This is a genomic window from Pseudobdellovibrionaceae bacterium (assembly GCA_023954155.1).
GTDB lineage: Bacteria > Bdellovibrionota > Bdellovibrionia > Bdellovibrionales > UBA1609 > JAMLIO01.
Genome location: JAMLIO010000004.1, coordinates 132,744 through 156,619 on the forward strand (window position 1 = coordinate 132,744; position 23,876 = coordinate 156,619).

The following is a 23,876-nucleotide window of genomic DNA, read 5'->3' on the forward strand; positions in this document are numbered from 1 at the left end:
GAGGTCTACCCATGAAACATTTAATACTTTTTCTATTATTATTACCTGCCTATGCTACAGCCCAAGTTGAACGTCCACCCCCAGTATGTGAGCTTAGCCTTTGATGGTTCTAAGTCTACTGAAATGTGGAAGAGCACCTTAGATTTTGCCGCCAGAAATGACGTGAAATTTACGTATTTTGTCAGCTCTGTCTACTTTATTGACAATGGGAATAAGCGGACCTATGTCGCCCCTAAATTGGGTGCAGGAAAATCGGCTATTGGTTTTGGTGGAACAGCAGCAGATATTAAAGCTAGAAACTCTTGGATGGAAAAGGCCATTGCCCAAGGTCATGAGATGGCAGGCCACGCTAATGGGCATTTTGATGGGGGTAAATGGTCTTTAACAGATTGGCTTAATGAATTAGCTCAGTTCCAGCTCTTTATGTTTGAAGCCCCTAACTATGGTGGGGTTAAAAACCTTAAGCTTTGGGATTATGCCTACTCAAATCCTAACTTTGGTTTTAGGGCACCTCAATTAGGTCATAATGCCAATATGTTTAAAGCTCTTAAAAGTTCGGGTTATAAATACGACACAAGTAAAATTAAACGTATGGATCAGTGGCCAGTGAAAAACTCTGAAGGACTATGGGAGTTTGCGTTGGCTGGTATTAAGTTGAGCCGCTCAGGAAAAAGTACGGCTTCAATGGATTATAATTTATATGTGGCTCAATCAGGTGGTGTGAAAGGTAATTCCAAAAACTTCCAAGCCTGGGAAGATGAAGTTTTTGAAACATACATGAATTATTTTAAAAATAACTATCTTGGTAACCGTGCTCCTATCGATATTGGCCATCACTTCTCTTTATGGAACGGTGGTATCTATTGGAATGCTATGCAAAGATTTGCACAAACTGTTTGTAATTTACCAGAAGTGGTTTGTGGTACTTATCAAGATCTTTTAAGTTTTGTGGAAAAGAAATCAAGTTCGACTTTGAATGCATATCAAGCAGGAAATTTTAAAAAGATGAGTTCTAATGCGATGCCAGCAATTTTACACAGAACATCTACAGTCAATCACACTGGGGAGCTTAATGCTAAAGAGCTAGACATTCTCCAACACCAACTTTGTCCACCAGAAGCTCATGACGAAGATTCTGAAGAGATCAAATTTGTTCCTTCACTAGGAACTCTTGAAATCTAACGGAGTATATCGAATGGTAACAGATGAGAATGATACAGAGAAAAGTCCCGTAATTAAGGATTTAGTCACTCTACCTTTTGTGGTTCTTTTTTTAATTCTTTCAGGATTCTATAAACTTGTGTTTTGTCTTCCTTTATTTTTACTTCATGGAGCGACTCGGAGGTCCCTCTTTGCATTTCTTAAAGAAAGCTATGGTTCGTTAAGCAAAGACTATCAAGAGCAGGTTAGATCTAGATATGATTATTCAATGTATTGAATAGTAAGTTCAGATTATACAGTATTATAAAAGACCGAAGACTCTGTTAATATGATCTTGTGCTTAGGAATGGTCTTAAGCCAATCTACAGGAGGTCGTGATTATGAAAAAGGTTCTAGTCACACAAAGAAGCGAAACTCCTCACTGGGTGGGGGATGGGTTTCCTGTCAGATCAATATTCACTTACAATGATTTGGCAAAAGAGATGTCACCATTTTTGTTGATGGACTATGCAGGTCCAGCTGAGTTTCCTCCATCAGCTCATAGAAAAGGTGTCGGAGAGCACCCTCATCGTGGTTTTGAAACAGTCACTATTGTTTACTCTGGTGAAGTGGAGCATCGTGATTCCGCAGGAGGCGGCGGTGTGATCAGCAGAGGTGATGTGCAGTGGATGACTGCGGCGTCAGGCGTTGTGCATGAAGAGATGCACGGTGAGAATTTTTCTAAAACTGGAGGACTGTTTGAAATGATCCAGCTTTGGGTGAATCTTCCACGCAAAGACAAAATGACAACCCCTCGATACCAAGGCATCACTGCAAAGCAAATACCTGCGGTGGATATTGATGGTGGAAGCTTAAGAGTCATTGCTGGGAATTTTCGGGAGCAACAAGGTCCAGCTCAAACTTTTTCTCCCATAAATCTGTGGGACATCAAAGTCAGTGAGGGTAGCAAAAATACTTTTACTGTACCTCAAGGTCATACGGCCTCAATCTTTGTATTGAGTGGAAAAATCCGTATTGGTGACAAAGAAGTTGAAGATGCGACTTTGGCACTTTTGGAAACCGAAGGTGATCGCTTTAGTTTTGAGGCACTTCAAGATTCTAAAATTTTATTTTTAGGAGGAGAGCCTTTAAATGAACCCGTCATCGGTTATGGTCCATTTGTCATGAGCACTCAAAAAGAAATTTATCAAGCGTTCATGGACTACCAAGACGGGAAGATGGGTCAGCTGGTGAAAGCCTAAAGACTTCACTAAGCAGGAAACGGAATGTCGGGGAGCGGAATATAATCTATTTCGCCCTCGACTTTACCCATTTCTTGTTTTTCCCAACGTTTTGCTGCTTGCTGAATTTTTTCTTTGCTAGAAGAAACTAAGTTCCACCAAATGTAGCGCGGCTCTTTAAAAGCGGTCCCCCCAATGAGGATCAAAGTGGTCCCTTTACCCAATTCTAATGAAATGTTTTTAGGATCACTGACAATGATCAAATCATCCATTTCAAGCTTATGGTCATTGATCGTAGCTTGTCCCTCTACTAGAAAAATTCCAATCTCTTCTTCGGCAAGGCTCAATTTGTGATTTAAGTCTTGAGTGGATTTCATTTCCGCAAAAAATGTAGGAGAGTAAGTTTTTACAGGAGAAGTCAGCGTGTACCCCTCTTCTTGATAAGTTCCAATCATTAGTTTTCCATTCAGACCTTCGGTGAATTCGATGTCGGGAATTTGCGACTTTGGATAATGTGTAAAATTAGGGTCGGTGTCTTCGTGTTCTACAGGCAAAGCCACCCAGACCTGAATGCCGTGAATGGGTGCGCTAGGATTAGGGAATTTGTCCTCGTCAGGGGTTCTTTCTGAATGAACAATGCCACGTCCTGCAGTCATCCAATTGATGTCGCCAGGAGAGATGACTTGTGAATAACCTAGACTGTCACGATGATGGCCTCGACCAGAAAATAGGTAGGTCACAGTTGAAAGACCAATGTGGGGATGAGGGCGAACATCAAGCATGGCGGTTTCAGTGATTTTAAGTGGCCCCATGTGATCCAAAAAAACAAAAGGTCCTACATGGCGACGTTCAGCGCTAGGAATAGTTCTAGCTACCATAAATCCACCAAGATCACGCTTGCGACCACTGATAATGATATTTTCTTGACTCATAAAAACACCTCGCTTTTGTAAAAGTATAAAATTTAAAACTTAAATTTAGTATTTAAAAAATTAAATTATTAGTCTGCATTATGTGTTTTCTTTATTCAATGTGATGTATAATGGACATCATGGATTTAAATGAAATACTTGTGTTTGTGAAAGTCATTCAAGCGGGCAGTTTTAATAAAGCTGCACAAATGTTAGAGATGCCCAATTCCACGGTCAGTTCAAAGGTCTCTAGTTTAGAAAAAAGATTAGGTGTGACATTGATTCACAGGACCACGCGAAAATTAAATCTTACGCAGGTGGGTGAAGAGTTTTATGTGAATTCATTAAAACATATCGAAGGACTTTTGGAGGCTCAGGATCAAGCCAGTCTTACGCAAGGTGAGCCCACAGGAACTTTAAAGGTGACAGCTCCACCACTGGTGGCCAGTCATATTTTGCCAGAAGTGATTGCTGAGTATGTAGAGACTTATCCCAAAGTGAATTTTGAGCTTTTGGCCACAGATGACCCAGTGGATTTGATTTCAGAAAACATTGATTTAGCCATTCGGACTGGCAAGCTTGTTGACTCTACGTTTAAGTTTAAAAAATTGGGTGTCAGTTACTTTGCGCCGTTTGCAAGCCCCAAGTATTTAAAAGCGCACCCTAAGATCGTACACCCGAAGGATCTGTTGCAACATACCTGTTTGCAATTCACAAGTGTGGGCAAAGACAGTTGGGATTTTGTCAGTTCCAGTAAAAGTCGTGTCAGTGTAAAGATGAACAAAAAATTTATCATCAATGAGTTGGGTGCCATTAAGGAATTGGCAATGAGTGGGAAAGGGGTGGCCCTTTTGCCGACTTTTATTTGTGATAAAGAGACAGATAAAAAAATCCTACAAAGAGTTTTACCTGACTGGAAGTCTGAAGCCCGTGAAGTGAGCTTTATTTATCCTGCTCACAGATTTGTATCGCCAAAGCTTAAGGCTTTTATAGATTTAGCAGGAGAGAAGATCAAAGCAAGATTGAGTGTGTGACAAAAGGTAAAACTTAAAAGCTCGCCATCAGTTTTTGACAACGATCTATGACTTCTATTTTGTTTTCAGGGTGTGATTTACAAAGGGAGTTAAGGTTGTCATAGCGTCTGATGTATTCCTTTTGCTGGCGAAGGTGCTGAGCGAAGCGTTCCTTACCTCCGAATCGATTCGGTGCCTGTCGCATCTGATCTAACATCACCATACTGATTTCACTTCTGATTTCATCATTTATATTAACTTATGAACAAATATAAGAATTTTATTGTAGCTTCTGTCGTGTTTTTTCTTTTAGGCTATCTGATTTTCTATATGAACCCCGCGTTATTTGAATTTGAAAAAGATCACTTTAAAGCGCAGCTTTCCAAGCTGCAGTATATCTTTATTTTGCCTGCCGTGATCGTAATCTGACTTGAAATATTGGATGCGCATATGCCTCGATCAAACTAGCTAGCTGAAAATCATAAACACGGGCTAGTTATTCATTTTACATTTGTTACTTAGATGGAATTTTGAGTAAAGTTGAGACATAAACTGGGGCGACCGACGGGGCTTGAACCCGCGACAACCGGAATCACAATCCGGGGCTCTACCAACTGAGCTACGGCCGCCACAAAAGACAGGTTTCAAAATCTACTGATTTCGTAATGAAATCAAGAGTTTTTAACCAGAAGTGGGGAATATAAGAACGAAACTCAGAAAAGCCAAGCCTAAACCTAGATCGTGCCTAAAATTAGGGCAAAGCTGAGCGCATAAAAAAAGGGCCTCTTTGTATAAGAGGCCCTAAAGGGTAAATCTAAATTGATCGAAAATATTAAGCTGAGGGTCTAAACCAGCAAAGAGGTCGTAATCCACGAGGGTGATTGTCTTTTTTGTTGCAAGTTCCATAGCGTTCATCATTATTGCTGACGTCATTTCTATAAGAGACATCACAGATAGCACCTTGGAAGTACGTGTCTGTTCTGCACTGAGACTCTGGGTGATTGTCGTTAGTTCTTGAAACCACATTAGGATTAGGTGTGGATAAACTGATGGGCTTAGATGCTGACCCAAAAGAGTTAAACATGCGTCCAATGGCGTATCCACCCATAGTGGCTCTTAAGCAGATCTCTTGATCATCGCTATTTGTGAAGCTTTTGGCGCATTCGGCTTTGGCCATATTCAGTTCACTAGCAGGATAATTAGAAAGATTAGGACCAGCTACAGCAAGATTAAGCTTTTGTCCTTCGATCAAAAGTCTTCGGAAGCACTTCAGGCTGGCGTAGTAATCGGCTTGTCCTTCGTTGCTAGCCCAAGCGGCTCCACCCCAAAATCCGCCTGCTTTTTTAGGTGCACCACCAAGGTGATGTCCTAACTCATGACAGGCGACGAGACGAAACGCATCGACAGTCACATCAGGGTGACGCGCAAGACCACCGTACATGACAATGTAACGATAAATGCCAGACTGATACGCCATCGCATTGACGTCAGCGGTTTCCCATTTACGTTCAACCACTAAGCGAGCCGCGTCCACACGGCTGACTTCTAAGTTCATAACAGCTTCAAATTCATCTAGCACTTGATCAAACTCTGCCTTGGTGATTCCACCTGAAGATTTTTGGTCTGCAGGAAACGACAGGTCGTTTTTCGGAAAGCAATCTGATGTGTGTGCATGATGAAATGAAGTGGTGAATAACCCTATTGATAAGATAATGAATGCCTTAAGCATATTTTTGGCTCCCTTCCTTATAATTGCCCCATTCCTTGATTGAGCAACGCGTTAGGTCTAGGTGACCAGCAGATTAAGCTTTTCATTTGTATAAATATTTTTTATGAAAGAACGCTTATTTAGTAAGCAGTTAATATCATTTCACTTTTAAGGTTTTTTTTTGTAAACCTTAATGTGACCTAGTTTTAAATCACATCGGAAGTCTTAGGACCAAAATCAAGGAGAGTTATGTATTTACTAGACAAATGGGAGAACGAAGCCCGAGTCGTTGTAAAGGCGTTAGAGTGCAAATCCCTAAGGGAAAAGCCCTCATGCTTTTTGATTGTTGCAGAGGATTATAAACAACTCTCAGTTATATCTAAAAATTTACTGGAAAAGTGGCAGCTTGAAATCTTTAAAGATGAAAAAGAAAGTTGCAGATGTTTTAAAAACAGGGACACGCAAGTGTTGGTCGTCATTTTAAACTTTGATAAAGAAGAAAGTCTATATGGGCAGCTTTGTGATAGCTTAAGGGTCTATGTTCGCAACCAAGTGGGACAAGCTCTGCATGGCAAGTGTGATAAAGCTTACTTAGTTGTTGATGAAAATTCAAAACATGCTCATGACATTGTCACAGGTGTTACTGAAGCTATCACTTTTGGAGCTTACAGTTTTAAAAACACTAAGAAACCGACTTTTAGCATCTATATGAAAAAAGCTTTGGTGGAGACAGCACATCAGGCATGGCAAAAGGCTGAGGCCACCAACTTTGCGCGCTTTTTGGTGGACATGCCCGCTAACGAATTGAACCCTCAAAGTTATGTGCAGCTTTTGCAAACCTTGGTGAAGGGCAAAAAAGATTTTAAGATCACTGTAAAAAGCAAAGACTTAAAAAGTGAAGGCTACGAACTGGTAGATGCTGTGGGTAAAGGGGCTGAAAATCCCCCCGCGTTAGTGCGAGTGTCTTACACCGCACCTGCATCACAAAAGACCAAATCTAAGAAGGCTGGTCGAGTGGCCTTTGTCGGCAAAGGCATCACCTTTGATACGGGAGGTTTAGATCTTAAACCTTCTAACTTTATGCGATTGATGAAAAAAGACATGGGAGGCTCTGCGGCTGTAGCAGGATTGCTTTTTTATCATTTACAAAATCGTCCTGATCATGATGTGGATTACTTTTTTGCCATCGCCGAAAACTCAGTGGACGCTAATGCCTTCAGACCAGGTGATGTGTACCGTGGCGGCAATGGTCTAAGCGTTGAAATTCATAACACCGATGCCGAAGGACGCCTAGTTCTTGCAGATGCCCTAGCTTGGCTTGCCAAAGATAAAACTCCACCTGAAGTGGTGATTGATGTTGCGACTTTAACAGGAGCGATCAAAGCAGGTTTGGGGTCTTATGTGGGTGGACTGTTTTCTAATGACCGCGCACTGTCTCAAGAGCTGCAAGACGCCTCTGCACGCACTGGTGATCATCTGTGGCCTATGCCTATGCCTTATTGGACTGAAGCTGAGATTAAAAAATCAGAAGTCGCAGACCTTGTGAATGCCACTGACGGTTACGGGGGTGCCATCACTGCCGCTCAGTTTTTAAAACAATTTGTTCCTAAAAAATCCAAATGGGCACATTTAGACATTTACGCTTGGATTGATTCGGCTCGTGGTCCTTTTAAACAAAAAGGGGGATCAGGACAGGGAGTTTTGGTGCTGCTCGATTGGCTGCAATCTTAAGAATCAACGGGTTCTTATTTCTTTAAGCTGTAATTTTTAAAATCAAAATGAAGCATTTTTTAGTTTCTGAGCCTAGTTTTTTGTGGGCTTATAAGAATTTATGATAAGATCAACTGATGTTAAGGTCAGTTTTTCAAAAAATCTTAGGAATTATCTTACTGATAGGTCTTTGGGGTATCGTATTTGAAATATCTGCTGTCGTTTTGACTTCTAAAGCTTGGGCAAAACAGCCTAAGGCCAGTTTGGGTACCGAAGCTGCGCAGACGACGTTCTCACCTGAGAGGGCAGAAGAGTTTGCCTTTGTACGATTAAAAGATGCCACACAAGAAGATGCTGTTTTTAATCCTGAACAGTACAAAGACATGGACTCAGTGTGGGTGGTCTTTCAAAAAGGATGTAGCACTTGTCATAAGGTTCTTAAGGAAAGCTCTTGTTACGCCAGAAAAAATAAAGTGGCGGTTATTGCTCTGGGGCTTTATGACACGCCTTCAGAGCTTCTTAAGGATGCACGCCAACATGGTTTTAAAGGTCCTGTGGTGACTAGCGAGGAAGCTGTGGATGTGAAGTTCAATTTAGAAGTGACACCCACCACATTTGTGATGCACAAAAATCAACTGCGCAAAAAATTTGAAGCCTATGTGTCTTGTGCCAAAATCAAATCGGCACTTAAGAAGCGCGAGTATTAAAAAGCTTGTATTTTTTAATATAATGCACGACCTGTTCTGGAACTAACCTTTCCCATGCGGGATCACCTTCCGTCATCATACGTCGAACTTCTGAGGATAAGGTGGACGCACTGACTTCATCGCAACCCGCTAAATCAATAAGCTTTTTGTTTTGAATCAGATAATCGTATAAACCCACAAGCTTTGCGTTAGGAAAAAAGCTTTGCGTGGTGGCACAGATTTCATCGGTTTTATAAGGGTAAACATAAACACAGCTATTACGATCAAAAAGTTGGGCGGCCCCTTCAAAAATACCACCGTCTAAATCTAGGCATTGGTTTTCATCAAAGAAGTAATCCAGTTGATTTCCGCCGATGACCATAGCAACAGGTTGTCCTGTCCATTGTCTTAAGTATTGCTTCAGGCGATAAAATTCAACAAAGTCAGAAATGATCACCTTACACCCGATTTGCGCCAGACAGTCCACACGATCTAAAAAGTCCTTACGGTCAATGGCTTGATTCTCTTCTAAAAGTTGAGACATGGTGATTTCAAAAAAAGGAACAGGTGAGGTGGGCAGATTAAAATCTTGCTTGAACTGTCCAATGCCTGATTCTGAAATTTGTAAATTCACATTTGTAATAGGGCGAAAGGCACCTCGTTGCACAAAAACAGCCTGATCAAAAAAGATATCACCAGCATGGGCCACTGCTCCGTTTTCATCAAAAACAACTGCGGAAGTCATTTTTTGTTCTAAGAGCTCTAGGCACATCAATCTATTATCAATGTGCTCTAAATCAGGACCGTTAAAACTGATCATATCTATATCCACACGGCCGTGGCTGATGTTATCCGTTAAAGAAGCAATAAAGTCCTTGGGTGAGTGAAGCTTATAGTAACACGCATACAGAAGATTCACACCTAAATGCCCTAGGGCTTCAGCTTGTTGTAAACGTGTGTTGTCCTTCATGTTCACGTGCAAGACCACATCGTTAAACTTATCACCAGCTTCTGTTTGAAAGCGCACAGCCAGCCAGCCATGACGACGGTTGGTGGCCACAGTGTTGGCAAAAGTAAAAAAACGCTTATGTTGTTTGTCTTTCAAGCGAGTTTTTAGCAGATGAAACTCATGAGTGATCATTTTTAAGACTCTGGATTGGCAGACATAACGTCCTGACTCTTCTTTTCCATAGATCTCATCACTAAAAACCATATCATAAGCAGAAATGGCTTTAGCTACGGTGTTGGACGCGTGTCCTGCTTGAAAGAAGTGGCGTGCGACTTCTTGCCCAGCTCCGATCTCTGCGAAGGTGCCGTAAATGCTTTCTTCCATGTTGATCTCATGGGCTTTTTTGATCGTCGGGATGATAAAGTCTTTTGCTGTTTCCATGTGAGCCTTAATCGTTTTTAGATTTACTGAGCGTTCTTTTTCATTTCCTCTTCTTTAAGAGTGCGTCTTAAGATTTTACCTACGTTGGTTTTAGGAAGTTCATCACGGAACTCTACAAACTCAGGTCGTTTGTAACCAGTCAGTGTCTCTTTGGCAAAACTTTTAATTTCTTCTTCTGTGAGACTGGGGTCAGACTTCACAATAAACACTTTCACAGTTTCGGTTGATTTCTCGCTAGGAATTCCAATGGCAGCCACCTCTAAAACTTTAGGGTGAGCAGCAAGGGCATCTTCCACTTCATTGGGATACACGTTAAAACCTGAAACTAAAATCATATCCTTTTTACGATCTACAATTTTGAAAAATCCTTGTTCATCCATGGTGGCGATGTCACCAGTTTTAAATAGCCCCTCTTTGGTAAAGGCCTTGGCGTTCTCTTCGGGTTTGTTCCAGTAGCCACGCATGACTTGTGGACCACCAATGCACAGCTCGCCACGTTCGCCTTGAGCCACTTCCACATCGTTATCATCTACAATTTTCATAACAGTGCTAGGAAGAGGTAAACCAATGGTGCCAATTTTATGAGTGCCGTCCAAAGGATTACAACTGGCTACAGGAGAAGTTTCTGTCAAACCAAAGCCTTCAAGGATAGGTTTGCCTGTGAGTTTTGTCCAACGTTCACAAACCGCGTTCTGTAGGGCCATACCTCCAGCCACTGCCACTTTAAGTTGTTTGAAATTGATCTTGGTAAAGTCAGGATGATTCATCAGAGCGTTGAACAGAGTGTTTACACCTGTCATCACCGAGTACTTTTCTTTTTGCATCAACTTGATAAAGGCAGGGATGTCTCTAGGGTTGGTGATGAGAATATTTTTACAACCATAGTGCATGAATGCAAAACAATTCACTGTTAAAGAAAAGATATGGTAAAGCGGCAAGGGAGTTAAAATCACCTCTTCGCCTTTAATGATAAAGGGCCTCTTCCACTCTAAAATCTGTAACATGTTGGATGCAATATTTTTGTGTGTGAGTTCTGCACCTTTAGCTACACCTGTCGTTCCACCAGTGTATTGCAAGAAGGCCGTATCATTGACAGAAGACTCCACTTTGACTTTTGGAGCTTTGGCACCAATGTTCAGCGCTTCATGAAACCCAACACTGCCTTTAATGGCGTTCACAGGAGGTGTTTTTCCCTGCTGTTTGAATTCTTTTTTGTTTTTTAAATTCAGAACAAAGTTATAGATCATGCTCTTAGGCCAACCTAAAAGATCTCCCACCTCTGTGGTGATCACAGTTTTGATCGAGCATTGAGATGCAATTTTATTATAGCGGTGACCAAAGGGCGAAAAGATAAGTAGGGCTTTGACATCTGCGTCTGTGAACTGATGAAGCATTTCGCGTTCTGTGTACAGAGGATTGGTGTTGACGATGATCAGCCCCGCTTTAAGTGCTGCGATGAGAGCTATGGGATATTGCAGGAGATTGGGGAGTTGGATGGCAATACGATCGCCTTTTTTTAAGCCGATATGGTGAACAAAAAAGGAGGCTAAGTGATCACTCATTTCATCAAGTTCATTAAATGTAAGCGTACTGCCAAAGTTTTGAAATGCAATTTCATCTTTGTAATTGCTGACTGCTTCTGCAATGACTTGAGTTAAAGGTTTGATTTCGCTCTCATTGATCTCCGTATTTACACCTTGTGGATATGACTTGATCCAAACTTTTTCCATGCGTATCCCCCATACTTCAATTACTGCTTGTATTTTTAGCAGTTTGCTCAGCCATTTGAAAAAAAGGCTGACTGCGGTTCATAAAATGCTATAAAGCCTAAAGATAATCATGACATAGTTTTTTATGGTGTGGGAGGGCATATCGAAAGTTTAAGCCAGTGGGTCATGGAATGGTTTACAATCTATGCTTATCAGCCAGAAATTGTTTACCTGTCTGTGATCGGCCTTATGCTCTTATCTGGTTTTGGGCTGCCCTTGCCTGAAGAGGTGGTGATCATCTCTTCGAGTCTTTTAGCTTTTATGGCTTTACACCCCCACTTATACCCTCCGCCAGAGCCTGGTCTGCGGGGTGTGGATGTCTATATGTTGGCTGCGGTTTGTTTTTTTGCAGTTTTATTCAGCGATTTTGTGGTGTTTCAGCTAGGGCGTACTTTTGGGCACACTAGTATGTTTCAAAGTATGGTGAATCCCCGCCTATTTAGACGCGCAAGATTTTGGACCACTAAATATGGGGCATTGATGGTAGGGGTCTTTCGCTTTATTCCAGGTATTCGTTTCCCAGGACACTTGGCGTGTGGAGCATTAGGGATCTCCCCGTGGAAGTTTTTACTTGTAGACACTATTGTGGTCATCCTTGTGATTCCCACTCAGGTCTTTTTGATTGCCTTTTTTGGTGAAGACATTTTGGCCTTTATGAAAAAGTATAAGCTCTATATCGCTGGCATTGTGGCGGTAGTGGTCTTATACATCATTTTTAAGATCTTTATGACCATCCGCCGCGCTCTTTTAGCTCGCAGAACTAAAAGACAAGAAGCTGCACTTAAGAATCGTAATTCTGTTGAACCTTAATTTCTGGCGACAGTCTGTGCGTCCTAAATTTTATTCGTGAGCTAAAACTTTTTTGGACACAATTTTTAAATGCGCATCAAGGTCGTAGACCAAGGGCACACCAGTTTCAATTTCAAGTTGTGTGATATCTTGGCTAGAAATGCCTTCGAGTTGCATGATCAGAGCACGCAGGCTATTGCCGTGGGCCACAACCAAAAGTTTTTTTCCTGCTTGCAGTTGGGGAGCTAGTGTGGATTGCCAGAATGGGAGCACACGCTGTTGGGTCATCTCTAAAGACTCTCCAAGCGGAATGTCGGTGAGTCCCAGTTGGGCGTACTTGTCTTGTTCAGACTGGGGAATTTCGTGGGCACTCATACTTGGCGGTGGGGTCGAGTAGCTGCGACGCCATTCTTTAACTTGATCTTCACCATATTTGGCAATGGTTTCGGCTTTATTTAATCCTTGCAGAGCGCCGTAATGACGTTCGTTGAGTTGCCAAGCTTTTTGTACGGGAAGCCATACTAAATCCATATTCTTTACAATAGTCCACATGGTAAAAATAGAACGTTTCAAAACTGAGGTGTAAACCTGATCAAAGTGAGTAATGCCATGACGTTTTAAATTTTCTGCTGCTGACAGTGCTTCTGCATATCCTTTTTCAGTCAAATCTGCGTCGTACCACCCTGTGAATTGATTTTTAAGATTCCATTCACTTTGACCATGGCGAATTAAAACTAATTGTGTATGTGCGCTCATTGTTAATCCTTTGAAGGCATTGCCGTTTAGGATTTCGTATCATTTTCTCTAAATTCAGTCTAGCGATGACGAGACTCTGTGCGCCTCTGTATCAAAAAGCCGTCCTTGAAAAGTCTGACGTTTCAGAAACTCATCCACAAGATACTGGTGGGTTTCCTTCTTACGTGAAGTCCAGCTTGGGGCAATCAGCTCTTCTTTTCTGGAGGCGTAGGCAGCGAGTCGGTGAACGGGAATGTCTGGAGAGAGTCGTTCGATAAAGTGAGTGACCATTTCTGCGTAAGGCTCACGTTCAATGGGAGTGAACTGCTCGGCAAAATATAAATCTGCCAGAGGTGTTTGATCTAAGACATGAAGATTATGCAGCTTCACACTGTCAATATTGAGAGAATTACAGATGCTTGCCGCCTCACGAACATCTTGTAGAGTTTCGTTGGGCCAGCCAAACATAAGATGCAGGCCGATCTTTACATCCGTGTTTTCACGAATGCGCTCGATGGCTTTAAAGGACTGTTCTGCTGTATGACCTCGTTTCATGAATTCTAACTGCGCATTGGAAAAGCTTTGTGCACCCAGTTCAATAAACATAAAACGCTTTTCATGAAACTCCTGCCAAAGTTTAAATAAAGCAGGGGAGATGCAATCAGGACGAGTGCCCACGACAAAACCTACGATGTCTTCGTATTCTAGGCAAAGCTCGAACTGCTCTCTTAAGGTGCTGATCTTCTCAAAGCTATTGGTGTAGGCCTGAAAGTACACCAGAAATTTTTTAGCGTTAAATTTTTTGCCGATTTGGGTTTTGTACTTTTCAATCTGTGCTCGGAGGTTCATGGTGAGGGATTCTGAACGCGCAGCAGACCCCCAAACATCACAAAAAATGCAGGTCTCCATGCCCTTTAAACCACGGCGATTAGGACAGTCATCGACTGTGGTGACAGGAATTTTATAAACTTTTTCCCCGAAAAGGCGTTCATAATAGACGCTAATGGGGTAATAGGGGTTGCCCTTCCATGCATTCAGGTTCATATAAGGTTTATGGTCGATAAGGATATACCTAGTCAAGATGAATTCCCTTTTGAGTGGATCACCACTAAAGATGGGTCTTTTACTCTTAAACCCTTACAAGAGGGATCTGAGTGGATGCACTCTTTACACGGGGCCTACAGTGAATCCCAGTACATTTATGGTGAGGCCATACGTAAAGCTCTTACAAGAACTGAAGCGGTGGCTTTGCCTCAACCACTGCATATCTTTTCTTTGGGACTGGGTTTAGGTTATGTCGAGTGGATTGCGCTTTTGGAATGCTTAAGGGCGCAAGTGCAGTTTCAGATTCACACTTATGAGTCTGAAGACAGTTTGAAGGATCTATTTATTCAGAATGCGTGTCATGACAGTTTGGCCTTTTCTTATTTAACCAAACATCTGCTTTTGGATTACACCCCAGAAGAGATTTCGCACGCTCTGAATGTTTTGAAGTTTAGTTTTTCACCAGATCATGAGGATCATACAAAGCCTCTTTGTTTTTATCCCGCCTTTCCGTCGGCGGATGTTGGCAGCACATCTTTAAACAGCCCTGCCTGTCATCTTATTTTGTATGATGCTTATAGTTCAAAGTCACAAAATGAACTGTGGGAGCAAAAGCAGTTAGAAGTGTTTTTGTCTTTACAGGCGGCAGAAGAGTTTTGTGTGTTTGCCACATACGCCAGCACTTCGGCATTAAAAAAAGCCCTTAAGAATAAGGGCTTCAAGTTAGAATCTAAAAAAGGTTTTGCGAATAAAAGAGAAAGTATCCTAGCCGTGAGAGACTTGGGCTCTCTTGGAGTTATTTAAACTCCAAGGCCCAGTTGTTTAAGCGACCAGCATCTAAATAAGCCAGATCAAGAATATAAAGCTGCCAGCGTCCAGCAGGTTCATTCTTTAAAACATTCATATCTCCTGTTGAGATTAGAGTATCGCCAAAAACTCCCACTAAGTTTCTCATAGAGCCCCCTTGGCGGTTACGTAAGTTGACCACTTTGCCTGTGGGACTTACTAAACCAATAGCAAGGTCACCTACATACGGGTGAGTGATATTGACATGAACTTTGATGTTTCTGCCCTGTACGGCTTGTGTAGAGTCAATGTTGCTCAGTAAGCCATCGCGAGAGTTGTCAGGAATATTTTGCACAGAGTTGGATTGGAACATGGCAGGTGTAGCACTACCAGTGTCTTCGTCTTCATCGTCTTCTCCGCCTACGTCAGTACCACCGCCGTTACCACCACCATTTAAGGCAGGAACGAAAGATAAGACGTTTTCAATTTTAGTGACGTCTTCCCCACGGCAACCACCATCTGCACACACATTGGATCTGCGGCAACCATTGCTAAATACGAAGTCGTTATCACCACGAACTAAAATGCCTTCTACTTCATGAGTTTGAGTGTTAAACACAGCAGAGCCTGAGTTCCCACCATAAGTATCTAGGTTGGCCACAAAGTAAGAATTAGCTACGGATCTTACACGAGCATTGTCAGCAATTTTAGAAGGTAGTCCTGCGGGGTGACCAATCACAACGAGTTCAGTATTGCGTGCGATGGTTCCTGAGCGACGGATGGACAAAGGCTGATAACCTACCACTGGTCTATCCAAACGAACAACGGCATAGTCGGCTCCTGCACCTTCAACTTGAGTGGTGAGAAGTTCGCGACAGCCATAAACATCATCTTTGGATAAAGTTTTATAATCATGGTTACGAGTTTTAAGCGCAAAACCAAAAGCAAACTTTGTAGTGTTACACGAAGATTGTGAACGGATACAGTGTCCAGCAGTCACAATAAGATCGGGTCCAACTAAGAAGCCAGAACAAAAAGCTCCTGTACCTTGATTTTGGAAAGGCTCATCAGAACACCAATTAGGACGAGAGGTTCTTACAGCTACACTGTTGCCTGATGTTACGAGATCAGAACTATAAAATAGACCTACAGTAGATTGAGCAAGTCTTTGAAATGCAGCATCGGCCTCATACCAGTCTCTGCGATCATCAGAACCATAGATCACTTGTGTTTCAAATTGTGGTTCCGTTGTTGTTTTGTGTGATTCTGCGTCTTGGCCACAGCCCGCAAGAAGTAAAGCCGAAAGTGCGAGCATAAGCGTTGCTGGTTTAAAAATCATTGACCCCTCCGTGGTTGCTTTTAATCCGTGCAAAAATACTGGACTAAAATTTAGATTTCCCCAGACAAAAGGATACGCTGACTAGACTTTTAGAGCGATTTTAAAAAATCTTAAATCAATCCAAAGGTCCTGTTTAAGACTAAAAACAATACTAAGGTCTAGTTGGTGATAGAAAACGCTTATGTTAATGATAAAAGCTTTGGTTGTAAAAGGTCTAGGTTTCTTACATTGCCTTAAAGAAATGAACTCTTAAAAAGTTCCTATAGAAATATGAAGACGTGCAGGAGACTCTCCAAGATATTTTTTACGATCTAATTTGAATCCTAAATCTACACTTAATGCACCTACTGGTGTGTTGAATCTGACTCCGACGCCTGCAGCATCACGGTAAGCATCATTGAAATTCACACCATCAATCAGCACAGCCCCACCATCATAAAAGACAGAGCCCCAGAGCTGTTTGTAAAGTGGCACGCGCATTTCTGTTTTAAACAAATAGTAATAGGAGTCGGTGGGAATAGTCAGAAGTCCTCCACCTTGATAACCCCCGATGATTTGCCCTTGTAAATCATAATTAGAGGGTATGCGTTCGTACTGTTTACTAGGGTCAAATCCACGAATGGTGTTGGCACCACCTAAGAAGAACGCTCTACTTTGAGGAAAGAAGTCCGTGTCACGACTTAAGTTTCTTAAATAACCACCGCGCACAGTGTTCACCCAAACTAAATGTTCATTCAAATCATCGTACCTTGTGTAGCTGGCTTGCATACGCACAAAAGAGTTTTTACTAGAGGCCGCATTACTCTCTACACGTGTTCCTAAAAGTGATGGTGCAAATTCGCCTTCGAGGCGTGAGAAAAACCCCTTTGTGGGCAAGACAGGGTTATTGCGATAATCAATGTCTACGGCTGGACCAAAGGAACCAATCTGTTCACGCACATCATCAGAAAAACCAGAACCTGCATGTTTAATATGATAAAATTTAATGTAATCAAAACCTAAGATGGTCCAAGTCGCTTTGATGTGGGAGTTGACCTGATTTTCAACTACAAAATCAAAACCGCTAGAGCTAAAAATGGTGGTCTGCTTACGTGTAGGTGTGTCTTCGATGTTAAAGATGTTTTTGGAACTGTCCACTGTCATACGACCACTGAAATTACTGCCAAATAAAAAAGGTTCAAAGAAAGAGACAAAACTTCTGTATTCAATAAAGTCTGACTCCAGAAAACTAGATTGGAGTTCAAGACGTGAGTTGATCGCACGCCCTGTTCCCCAGAGGTTGCGGTACAGCACTCCAGTGTAAGCTTTGATCGTGAGCTCCCTTTGGTTATTTACACCAAAACCCACTTGCACTAATCCAGGTTTTCTTTCTTCCACATCAATGCTCACCAGATGCCCAGGGCGGTCAACTTGTTTGATGAACTGGATGTCAGCTCTGGAAAATAAAGACAGAAGACCTAGGCGTTGACGGGCAGTTTGGAGCTTACTTGCTGTCAATACGTCTCCCACTTCAAATCCTAAACTTTTTTGAATTAAAAAATCAGAGGTCTTTTCGTTCCCTTTGATTTGAATGTCACCCACGATGATTTTTGGTCCTTCTTGGATTTCAATATCAATGCTAGCTAGACGCTGTTCGTAATCAATTTGGACTAGATTTTTTTTTCCAGGATTAAGTTCCGCTTTGAGATAACCTGTTGAGATGTAGTAATCAATAATGGTTTGTAAACCCTCTTCAAACTTATAAAAGTTGATCACATCATTCTGCTTTAAACCCAAAAGCACTTCCAGCCATTCAGAATCAATGTCTTTGTTACCTATAAAATTGATAGAGTAAATCCGAATGGGAACACCTTCATGAAGCTCAAAACTTAAGTTGAGCACATTGGGTTTAATAGGGTCTTCACTGACTTTCACTCCAGAGACAGAGGCCTCAAGGTAACCTTGGTTCTTAAGATCAGTAACAAGGTTATTGATTCCATTCTCGAAATCTTTAGAAGAAAAGCCCCCCTTTTTAATTAAGGCAGAACTTCGATTTTTGATAAACTGAACATAATATTTTTGTGGTCGACTGTATGAACCTAAAATTGTGATTTTTCCCAGCTTCGAATACGTTCCTTCTTGAATGTTGTAGGTGAGTCGAATGAGTCGATCTTGTTGAAAGTATTTTTTTTCATAAGTGACTTCGGTTTTGTTAAATCCCATCTCTGCATAAAGGCGTAAGATTAAACCTCTAAGATCTTCTTGAATGGAATAGGACGTGCTATTGAGCTCACTGAGATTAAAGGCCTCTTTAATCTTGGTGTCACTGATACTTGTGTTGCCGTTAAAGAGAACCAAATATTTTTGCTCGTCAGTGACATAAACCGTTTTATCTGTCAGATGAATATCAATTCTGGAGGTAAGATAACGTTCTTTTCTTAAGGCCACCATGACTCTTTGTTTGATCTCGTTGCTGTCATTGGTATTTAGTTTTTTGAGACTATCTTGGACAATCTTATACACGTCAGGGTTTTGAGTTTTCACAGACCAGCTTTTGGCCTGAGCACCACTCAAAAAAAGAAAAGTCACAAAGAGGAAGAATAGAGCTTTAAGGCCTCTATTCAAATTCAAAGCTGTACTGTACATCTACACCCATAACATTTTCTTCTAAAAAACGTCTTGTTCTTAATAATGTTGCGTCTTCAAGTTCGTAGTTCTCCCATCCTCCAATGATAGAGAAATTTTTGGTAAACTTGTACTCAATTTGTGTTGAGGTCCTTTTATTTGTTCCCAAGGTACGACTTCCAGTGGCTGAAAATTTAGGAGTGAATTTCTTTTGAATCATCACCTTAGGACTGACGTCCTGATCCTCAAAAGAAGAAGTGAAGTTGACCTGCACCCCTAAACGATCCTGTAAATCCCTTGCAAATTCATTTTGTAAAAAGATTCCGCCCAATTGGTATCCTGTTTGAGTCTGTTGACTGTCAGCACTGACTTCCTGTCCTGGGCGATAAGAATCTTTCACGCCTAGGGCGATCAAAGACAGGATTTGATTTTCAGATAAACTGGGTTGGCTGGAAAAGAACAGAGCAGGGGATTTGGCTGTACCCTGAATGATGACTTGAATGTCATAGTCTTTACCTAAAAGTTCATTATTGTCAGTGATACGAGTTTCGGCACTGATATTGAGCATAGCATGTTCTGCGGAAGTGCGATTAAAAGTGACTTGGCCCGAGTTGGCTTTAAAGCGCTTGTCCTGAAAGATCAGTTGCGAGTTAGGAGTCAGCTCCACACTTCCTGTGAGGATGGGAGCCGTGGGGCTGCCTTCAATGCGCAGATTTGCACTGGCTGTACCGTCGACCATAGAGTTTTTTACTTTTAAAGGCTGTTGGGTTTCTATTTTTACATCTAAGAGCAAGGGAGTACGTGCTCTGTTAGATTCGGGAATATGTTGGCTGATAGGAATGGAATACTTGGACCCATCGCCTTCTGTGAACTCCATTTCAAAAAAGCCATCAAAAATTTTAAAGTTACCACCTAGAGTGTAAGGGAAGTCATCGCCAGTAAAATAAAAATTACCGCTAGAGGTAGTTTTAACATTTTCTGGAATGTCTAAAGAGATACGATCTGTTTTACCAGCAAAGTTGACCTTTAAGCCATATTTTAAATCGATATATCCTGCTCCATCCACAGTACCACCTGCAAATTCACCGTGTGTGCCTTGGAATAAAATTTTTGTATTTTGCAATTCTAAATCTGAATGAATATTTTGAAAAGGATGTTTGAGGTTTTCAAGTTTGACAAACAGGTTTCGGATTTTTCCTCGTCCAGACATTTGAAACTCTGGAAAGACTCTAAACTGACTTTGAATTTCAACCATTCCGCGCGAGTCACTCAGATCGGGGATAAAAGCCCGTAAAAAACTTAAGTTTAAATTTCCTTTGGCAGTATGAAGATCGTTCCCGTTAAACTTAATATGAAAGACGTTTTCCAGCGCATCTTTAAGATGAATCTGCCCATCAATTTTACTTTTATTAAATTTGATTTCTGTGGGGACCACGGACTGTAGACTGTAGCTGCTTTCTTTACCCACAGTGATACTTTCTAAAGCTAACGATCCAGTAAGATTTTGTTTTACATTCCCATGGCTGATCAAATGAGAGGTGCCTGTGATATTGATCTGGGCCTCTGTTTCTGTCACTTTGCTGTTGAACATGGTTAAAAGGGCCATGGGATTAAAATTAGAGTACTCAGCAATGGCTCCAAGAGTGGCATCCTCGTGGTGAGGAATTAAGAATCGTCCCTTTGCTCGTCCATCAAAAAAAGTCCCTTCGTATTCTGAATAGTCCTTGTGAATAATAAAATCAAAGTCGGAGGACCCCATCTGTGTGGCGGTCTGCATGGATTTAGTTAAAGCATGACCACTAACTTGAGGCAGAAGGATATGGTCCTTAAGGTCGACCTTCACTGAGGCCATACCCTCTAAGTTGACCCCTAGTTCTTTAAAGAAATTGATGTTGGCAAGACTGATGGAATCAGCAAAAGCAATGATATCAATCATGCCCTTAGGGTCCACCTTGCCTTGGATGTTGAACTGATCAGATAAATAAAAGACGGAACTGTTGACATTAACCTGTCCTTTGTCCGCCTTAATATCAATGTTAAGATTTTGGTATCGGTCCTTGTGCAGAATACCGTTGTTAAACTTAGCTTGTAGATCATAACTCATGGCCCCTAGGTTGAGTGGACCGTGCAGATCAATGCTCACATCTCCTTCACCTGAAATGTAAATGGGGACTTCGGCGATATCTTTGATCGCAGTAAAGATATCTTGCACAAAAACTCGGTTGGCATTGGCCTTCACAGCAATAAGATCTGTTAAAAGGTCCAAATGGATGTCAGCATAGATCAAAGAGGAATTGATCTTTGACTGGGAGTTTTTAAAATACAGCTGTCCTTTTTCGTAAGAGACCTTGCTGATCACCGAACCTAGATTGTAGTCAAAAAAACTAAAGTCAGAAAAATCAGCGTTGATTTCAAACACACCCCATCGTGAAGCGCCTTGAGTGGAGCCCGAAATCTTGCCTACTCCTTCTAGAGGAATGTTGGCAAGATTATTGATATCTTTAAAACTCACGAGGTCAGAACTGTATCTGATGTCAAAGCCCTTGGAGTAATCGACAAAACCATGGGTTTCCGCCACCGACTCATTAAACTGATGTGAACTTTCAAAGGTCACGTTCTTTAAACTTAAAGTTCCACTTGTAGTGAATTTATGTGGAGTCAGATCCACGATGACATGTGAAGAGTCTCTGGCGTTGCTGGACCACACTTTGAGAGTGTCGATATTCCCACTCACTTGGCATCCCACTTCGGGGGAAGGATAAAGAGGTCCTTTGCATTTAGCTGTGCCCTTAAGGGGAGCTAAAAGTGGGATGTCTTTTAGACCCAGATTATGTGTTAAAAAATATCCCAGTTCAAGTTCTTGAACTTTAATATGTCCTTCCACAGAGGCTTTTTTTTGCTTGAAGTCCGCATGGATTAGAATCTTTTCTGCTAAAGCACTTAGTTTTTGATCGTTCAGTTCAAGCTTTAAAATTTGAATCAGATCTTTTTTGAAGGTTCCATGTACTTCTGCTTGCTCAACAGCAATGGTGTCTACCTTAAGCTGATTCCATTTGCTGCTAAAGCTCATTTTGGGAAAACCATCGGTTTCCATTTTGTTATATACAGAGAGTTGCAAAACGCCTTGCAAGGGAACTTCATCCCCTTTTATAAATTTTTGCATCAAAGGATTTAAGTCTTCAAGCTGGATACGACCTGTGACATTCAGGTCGGCGTTTAAGAGTTTTTCAGGGGCTTCCAAAAGCTGAGTGTTAAAAGGTTCGGACAGGCTCGCGCCCATTTGTAAATAAGACTTCGCAGTTCCAAGGGTGAAGTTGCCTAAGGTGATTTTATCAGAATAAAAATTCGCTTTTAAACTTTGTAATTTTGTTTTTGGGAACGCCTTGGCGGTGTCAGTGACAAAAGTGTTTTTTAATGTGACCTCAATGCTACTCCATTTTTTCTTTAAAGAGACATCTTCGACGGCAAATTCATAATCCAAAAATTTTACTTTTGTATCGTCAATCCCAATTGAGAAAAACGGCAGGGCACGTAAGTTTTCATAAGTGAACTCAGGTAAAGGTTTATCAGATTTGGTTTTTTGGGTGAGCACTTCCAGATCGGCTCCGCTGATTTGAATGTGATTCACTTTTAATTGTGCACTGAGCAGATTCACGATGGTGGGATACACGGCAATTCTTTGTATGGTGACCGATTTCACCTCTTGCACGTCTTTAAGTGAGGCGTGCACATCGTTAAGCCTTACATGTGGTGGAAGCAATTTGATTTTAACGCTTCGGATATCAAGGCTTTCCAGTTCGGGAATGGTGGCGGCCTCTTTTAAGATGAGAGCTTTGATCTTGGATTCAAATTGAGGTTTAACAGCAATAAATGCGATCAGCACCGCTAAAAAAAATAGGGCTAGGCTGATGATTTGCTTGTTACCCCACTTGGTCATGATGTTGCCACAGATTCAGGTAGAATGAAGTTTGTCTAAAATCAGGTTTGGTCTTTTGAATTGCTTTCATAATCTCAATAGCGTGTTTTTTGTCATTCAAGTACCATAAACAAATAGCATGATAGTAATAGAATGTAAAAATGCTATCAGACATTGTGCCCTGAGTTTCTTGATGTTTTCTGAGTTCGGCAAGTGCTTCTAAATAACGCTCAATTTTGATCAAATGTTCAATATACAGCCAGAAGTGCTGAGTTTTAAGTTCAGGATGCTGTTCAAAGATCTCAACCACAGTTTCATTTTCGTGAGCCAAAATGAAGGCTTCGATCAGATGGATCATATTCTCATCGTTAAAGCTGTCTTTAAAAAGATGATAGATAGGGGAGGTGGATTCTTTTTTAAATTCTAAAATGGATGGAGTGGCACTACGACTTTTTTTACGTTTAGAGTGGGTTTCAATGATTCGTGCGGCTTCTTTCTCGAAGAGCTTTTGTTTTTCATTCACAAAACGTGGATCATTAGGAAAAGCTTCAAGCAGTTTATCTAGAGTCTTTTTGGCTTCTTTATCAAGACGCTGAGTTCTGGCAAACTCCAGCTTATCCACAAGATCGGTCTTGATTTCGTTGTATCGTCTTTCAAAAATTTCTAGCTGCTGAGTTTTCGCTTCTTCAAACACTTTATCGTGAATTGTAAAAGGGGTGTTATGAGTTTTAACAATGTTAAGATAGTCATTGAGATCGACAAACACCTGTGCGTTCACTTCAGGGTTAGAATGTCTAAAAAAATGTACAAAATGAAAAAGAGCATTGCCAGGAATATTTCCAGGTTTGTTAAAACAACTGACTAAAAAAAACTTTAAAGCTCGATAATGTTTGACCTGCCATAAAAAAGTAGAAATCTGTGCTAATTCTTTTTTAGGAATCTGTTCGATGATGGAATCTTCAGTGATCATGGTTTGCAAAACATCAAAGACAGCATTTTCACTGAGATCGGTTTTTTTGATTTGATAAAAGAAGTCTTTCATGCCTCAACTATCGGCATTTCAGAAGTAAAAATTAACAAAGATTATAAATACTT

General features: G+C 41.2%; 17 protein-coding genes and 1 tRNA gene. 7 read left to right on the top strand and 11 right to left on the bottom strand.

From position 1 onward, the window contains the following. Positions 1 to 51 precede the first annotated feature (51 nt). Both M9899_06390 and M9899_06395 read left to right on the top strand, forming a co-directional pair. Positions 52 to 1,182 carry a polysaccharide deacetylase family protein gene (locus tag M9899_06390; GenBank protein ID MCO5113786.1) on the top strand — a complete coding sequence of 377 codons (1,131 nt, stop codon included), beginning with the start codon at positions 52 to 54 and terminating at the stop codon, positions 1,180 to 1,182. Positions 1,183 to 1,541: 359 nt separating this feature from the next. Further along, complete coding sequence (locus tag M9899_06395) at positions 1,542 to 2,402, top strand: pirin family protein (GenBank protein MCO5113787.1); 861 nt, start codon at positions 1,542 to 1,544, stop codon at positions 2,400 to 2,402. Positions 2,403 to 2,410: 8 nt separating this feature from the next. Here M9899_06395 and M9899_06400 read toward each other — a convergent pair whose 3' ends face one another. Further along, positions 2,411 to 3,313 carry a pirin family protein gene (locus tag M9899_06400; protein MCO5113788.1) on the bottom strand — a complete coding sequence of 301 codons (903 nt, stop codon included), beginning with the start codon at positions 3,311 to 3,313 and terminating at the stop codon, positions 2,411 to 2,413. Between the two features lie 110 nt (positions 3,314 to 3,423). On the opposite strand from M9899_06400, the gene M9899_06405 reads away from it, so the two are divergent. Further along, a complete protein-coding gene (locus M9899_06405) occupies positions 3,424 to 4,326 on the top strand; it encodes a LysR family transcriptional regulator (GenBank protein MCO5113789.1) in 903 nt (300 codons plus the stop codon). A 532-nt stretch (positions 4,327 to 4,858) separates the two neighbouring features. On the opposite strand, the gene M9899_06410 is transcribed toward M9899_06405, so the two are convergent. Together M9899_06410 and M9899_06415 are read right to left on the bottom strand one after the other, a co-directional pair. Further along, positions 4,859 to 4,934: transfer RNA gene (locus tag M9899_06410), tRNA-His, on the bottom strand. Between the two features lie 203 nt (positions 4,935 to 5,137). Then, the gene (locus M9899_06415) at positions 5,138 to 6,034 is read right to left on the bottom strand and encodes a hypothetical protein (GenBank protein MCO5113790.1); all 897 of its coding nucleotides are present in this window, start codon (positions 6,032 to 6,034) and stop codon (positions 5,138 to 5,140) included. A 228-nt stretch (positions 6,035 to 6,262) separates the two neighbouring features. On the opposite strand from M9899_06415, the gene M9899_06420 reads away from it, so the two are divergent. Both M9899_06420 and M9899_06425 read left to right on the top strand, forming a co-directional pair. Further along, the gene (locus M9899_06420; protein MCO5113791.1) at positions 6,263 to 7,744 is read left to right on the top strand and encodes a leucyl aminopeptidase family protein; all 1,482 of its coding nucleotides are present in this window, start codon (positions 6,263 to 6,265) and stop codon (positions 7,742 to 7,744) included. A gap of 116 nt (positions 7,745 to 7,860) precedes the next feature. Next, positions 7,861 to 8,430 (top strand): hypothetical protein, encoded by a 570-nt coding sequence (locus M9899_06425; protein ID MCO5113792.1) that lies wholly within the window; start codon positions 7,861 to 7,863, stop codon positions 8,428 to 8,430. Here M9899_06425 and M9899_06430 read toward each other — a convergent pair. Next, positions 8,411 to 9,799, bottom strand: coding sequence for a hypothetical protein (locus M9899_06430; GenBank protein ID MCO5113793.1), 1,389 nt, complete (start codon positions 9,797 to 9,799; stop codon positions 8,411 to 8,413). The genes M9899_06425 and M9899_06430 overlap by 20 nt on opposite strands. Positions 9,800 to 9,822: 23 nt before the next feature. Next, complete coding sequence (locus M9899_06435; GenBank protein ID MCO5113794.1) at positions 9,823 to 11,529, bottom strand: AMP-binding protein; 1,707 nt, start codon at positions 11,527 to 11,529, stop codon at positions 9,823 to 9,825. A 165-nt stretch (positions 11,530 to 11,694) separates the two neighbouring features. Between M9899_06435 and M9899_06440 the strand changes: the two genes are divergently transcribed. Then, positions 11,695 to 12,378, top strand: coding sequence for a VTT domain-containing protein (locus tag M9899_06440; protein ID MCO5113795.1), 684 nt, complete (start codon positions 11,695 to 11,697; stop codon positions 12,376 to 12,378). A 30-nt stretch (positions 12,379 to 12,408) separates the two neighbouring features. On the opposite strand, the gene gpmA is transcribed toward M9899_06440, so the two are convergent. Together gpmA and M9899_06450 are read right to left on the bottom strand one after the other, a co-directional pair. Continuing rightward, a complete protein-coding gene (gene gpmA, locus M9899_06445; protein ID MCO5113796.1) occupies positions 12,409 to 13,113 on the bottom strand; it encodes a 2,3-diphosphoglycerate-dependent phosphoglycerate mutase in 705 nt (234 codons plus the stop codon). 54 nt (positions 13,114 to 13,167) lie between these two features. Further along, positions 13,168 to 14,172: a TIGR01212 family radical SAM protein gene (locus tag M9899_06450; GenBank protein ID MCO5113797.1), complete on the bottom strand. Its 1,005-nt coding sequence runs from the start codon at positions 14,170 to 14,172 to the stop codon at positions 13,168 to 13,170. Between M9899_06450 and M9899_06455 the strand changes: the two genes are divergently transcribed. Next, positions 14,146 to 14,940, top strand: a complete 795-nt coding sequence (locus M9899_06455) for an MnmC family methyltransferase (GenBank protein MCO5113798.1) — start codon at positions 14,146 to 14,148, stop codon at positions 14,938 to 14,940. The two genes, M9899_06450 and M9899_06455, sit on opposite strands and share 27 nt — an antisense overlap. Here M9899_06455 and M9899_06460 read toward each other — a convergent pair. The 4 genes from M9899_06460 to M9899_06475 form a co-directional block, all read right to left on the bottom strand. Beyond that, positions 14,933 to 16,261, bottom strand: coding sequence for a trypsin-like peptidase domain-containing protein (locus M9899_06460; GenBank protein MCO5113799.1), 1,329 nt, complete (start codon positions 16,259 to 16,261; stop codon positions 14,933 to 14,935). The genes M9899_06455 and M9899_06460 overlap by 8 nt on opposite strands. A gap of 249 nt (positions 16,262 to 16,510) precedes the next feature. Then, a complete protein-coding gene (locus tag M9899_06465; protein ID MCO5113800.1) occupies positions 16,511 to 18,784 on the bottom strand; it encodes a BamA/TamA family outer membrane protein in 2,274 nt (757 codons plus the stop codon). A gap of 73 nt (positions 18,785 to 18,857) precedes the next feature. Further along, positions 18,858 to 22,802: a translocation/assembly module TamB domain-containing protein gene (locus M9899_06470; protein ID MCO5113801.1), complete on the bottom strand. Its 3,945-nt coding sequence runs from the start codon at positions 22,800 to 22,802 to the stop codon at positions 18,858 to 18,860. Further along, positions 22,786 to 23,823 carry a hypothetical protein gene (locus M9899_06475; protein ID MCO5113802.1) on the bottom strand — a complete coding sequence of 346 codons (1,038 nt, stop codon included), beginning with the start codon at positions 23,821 to 23,823 and terminating at the stop codon, positions 22,786 to 22,788. Before M9899_06475 ends, M9899_06470 begins: the two co-directional genes overlap by 17 nt. Positions 23,824 to 23,876: the final 53 nt, after the last annotated feature.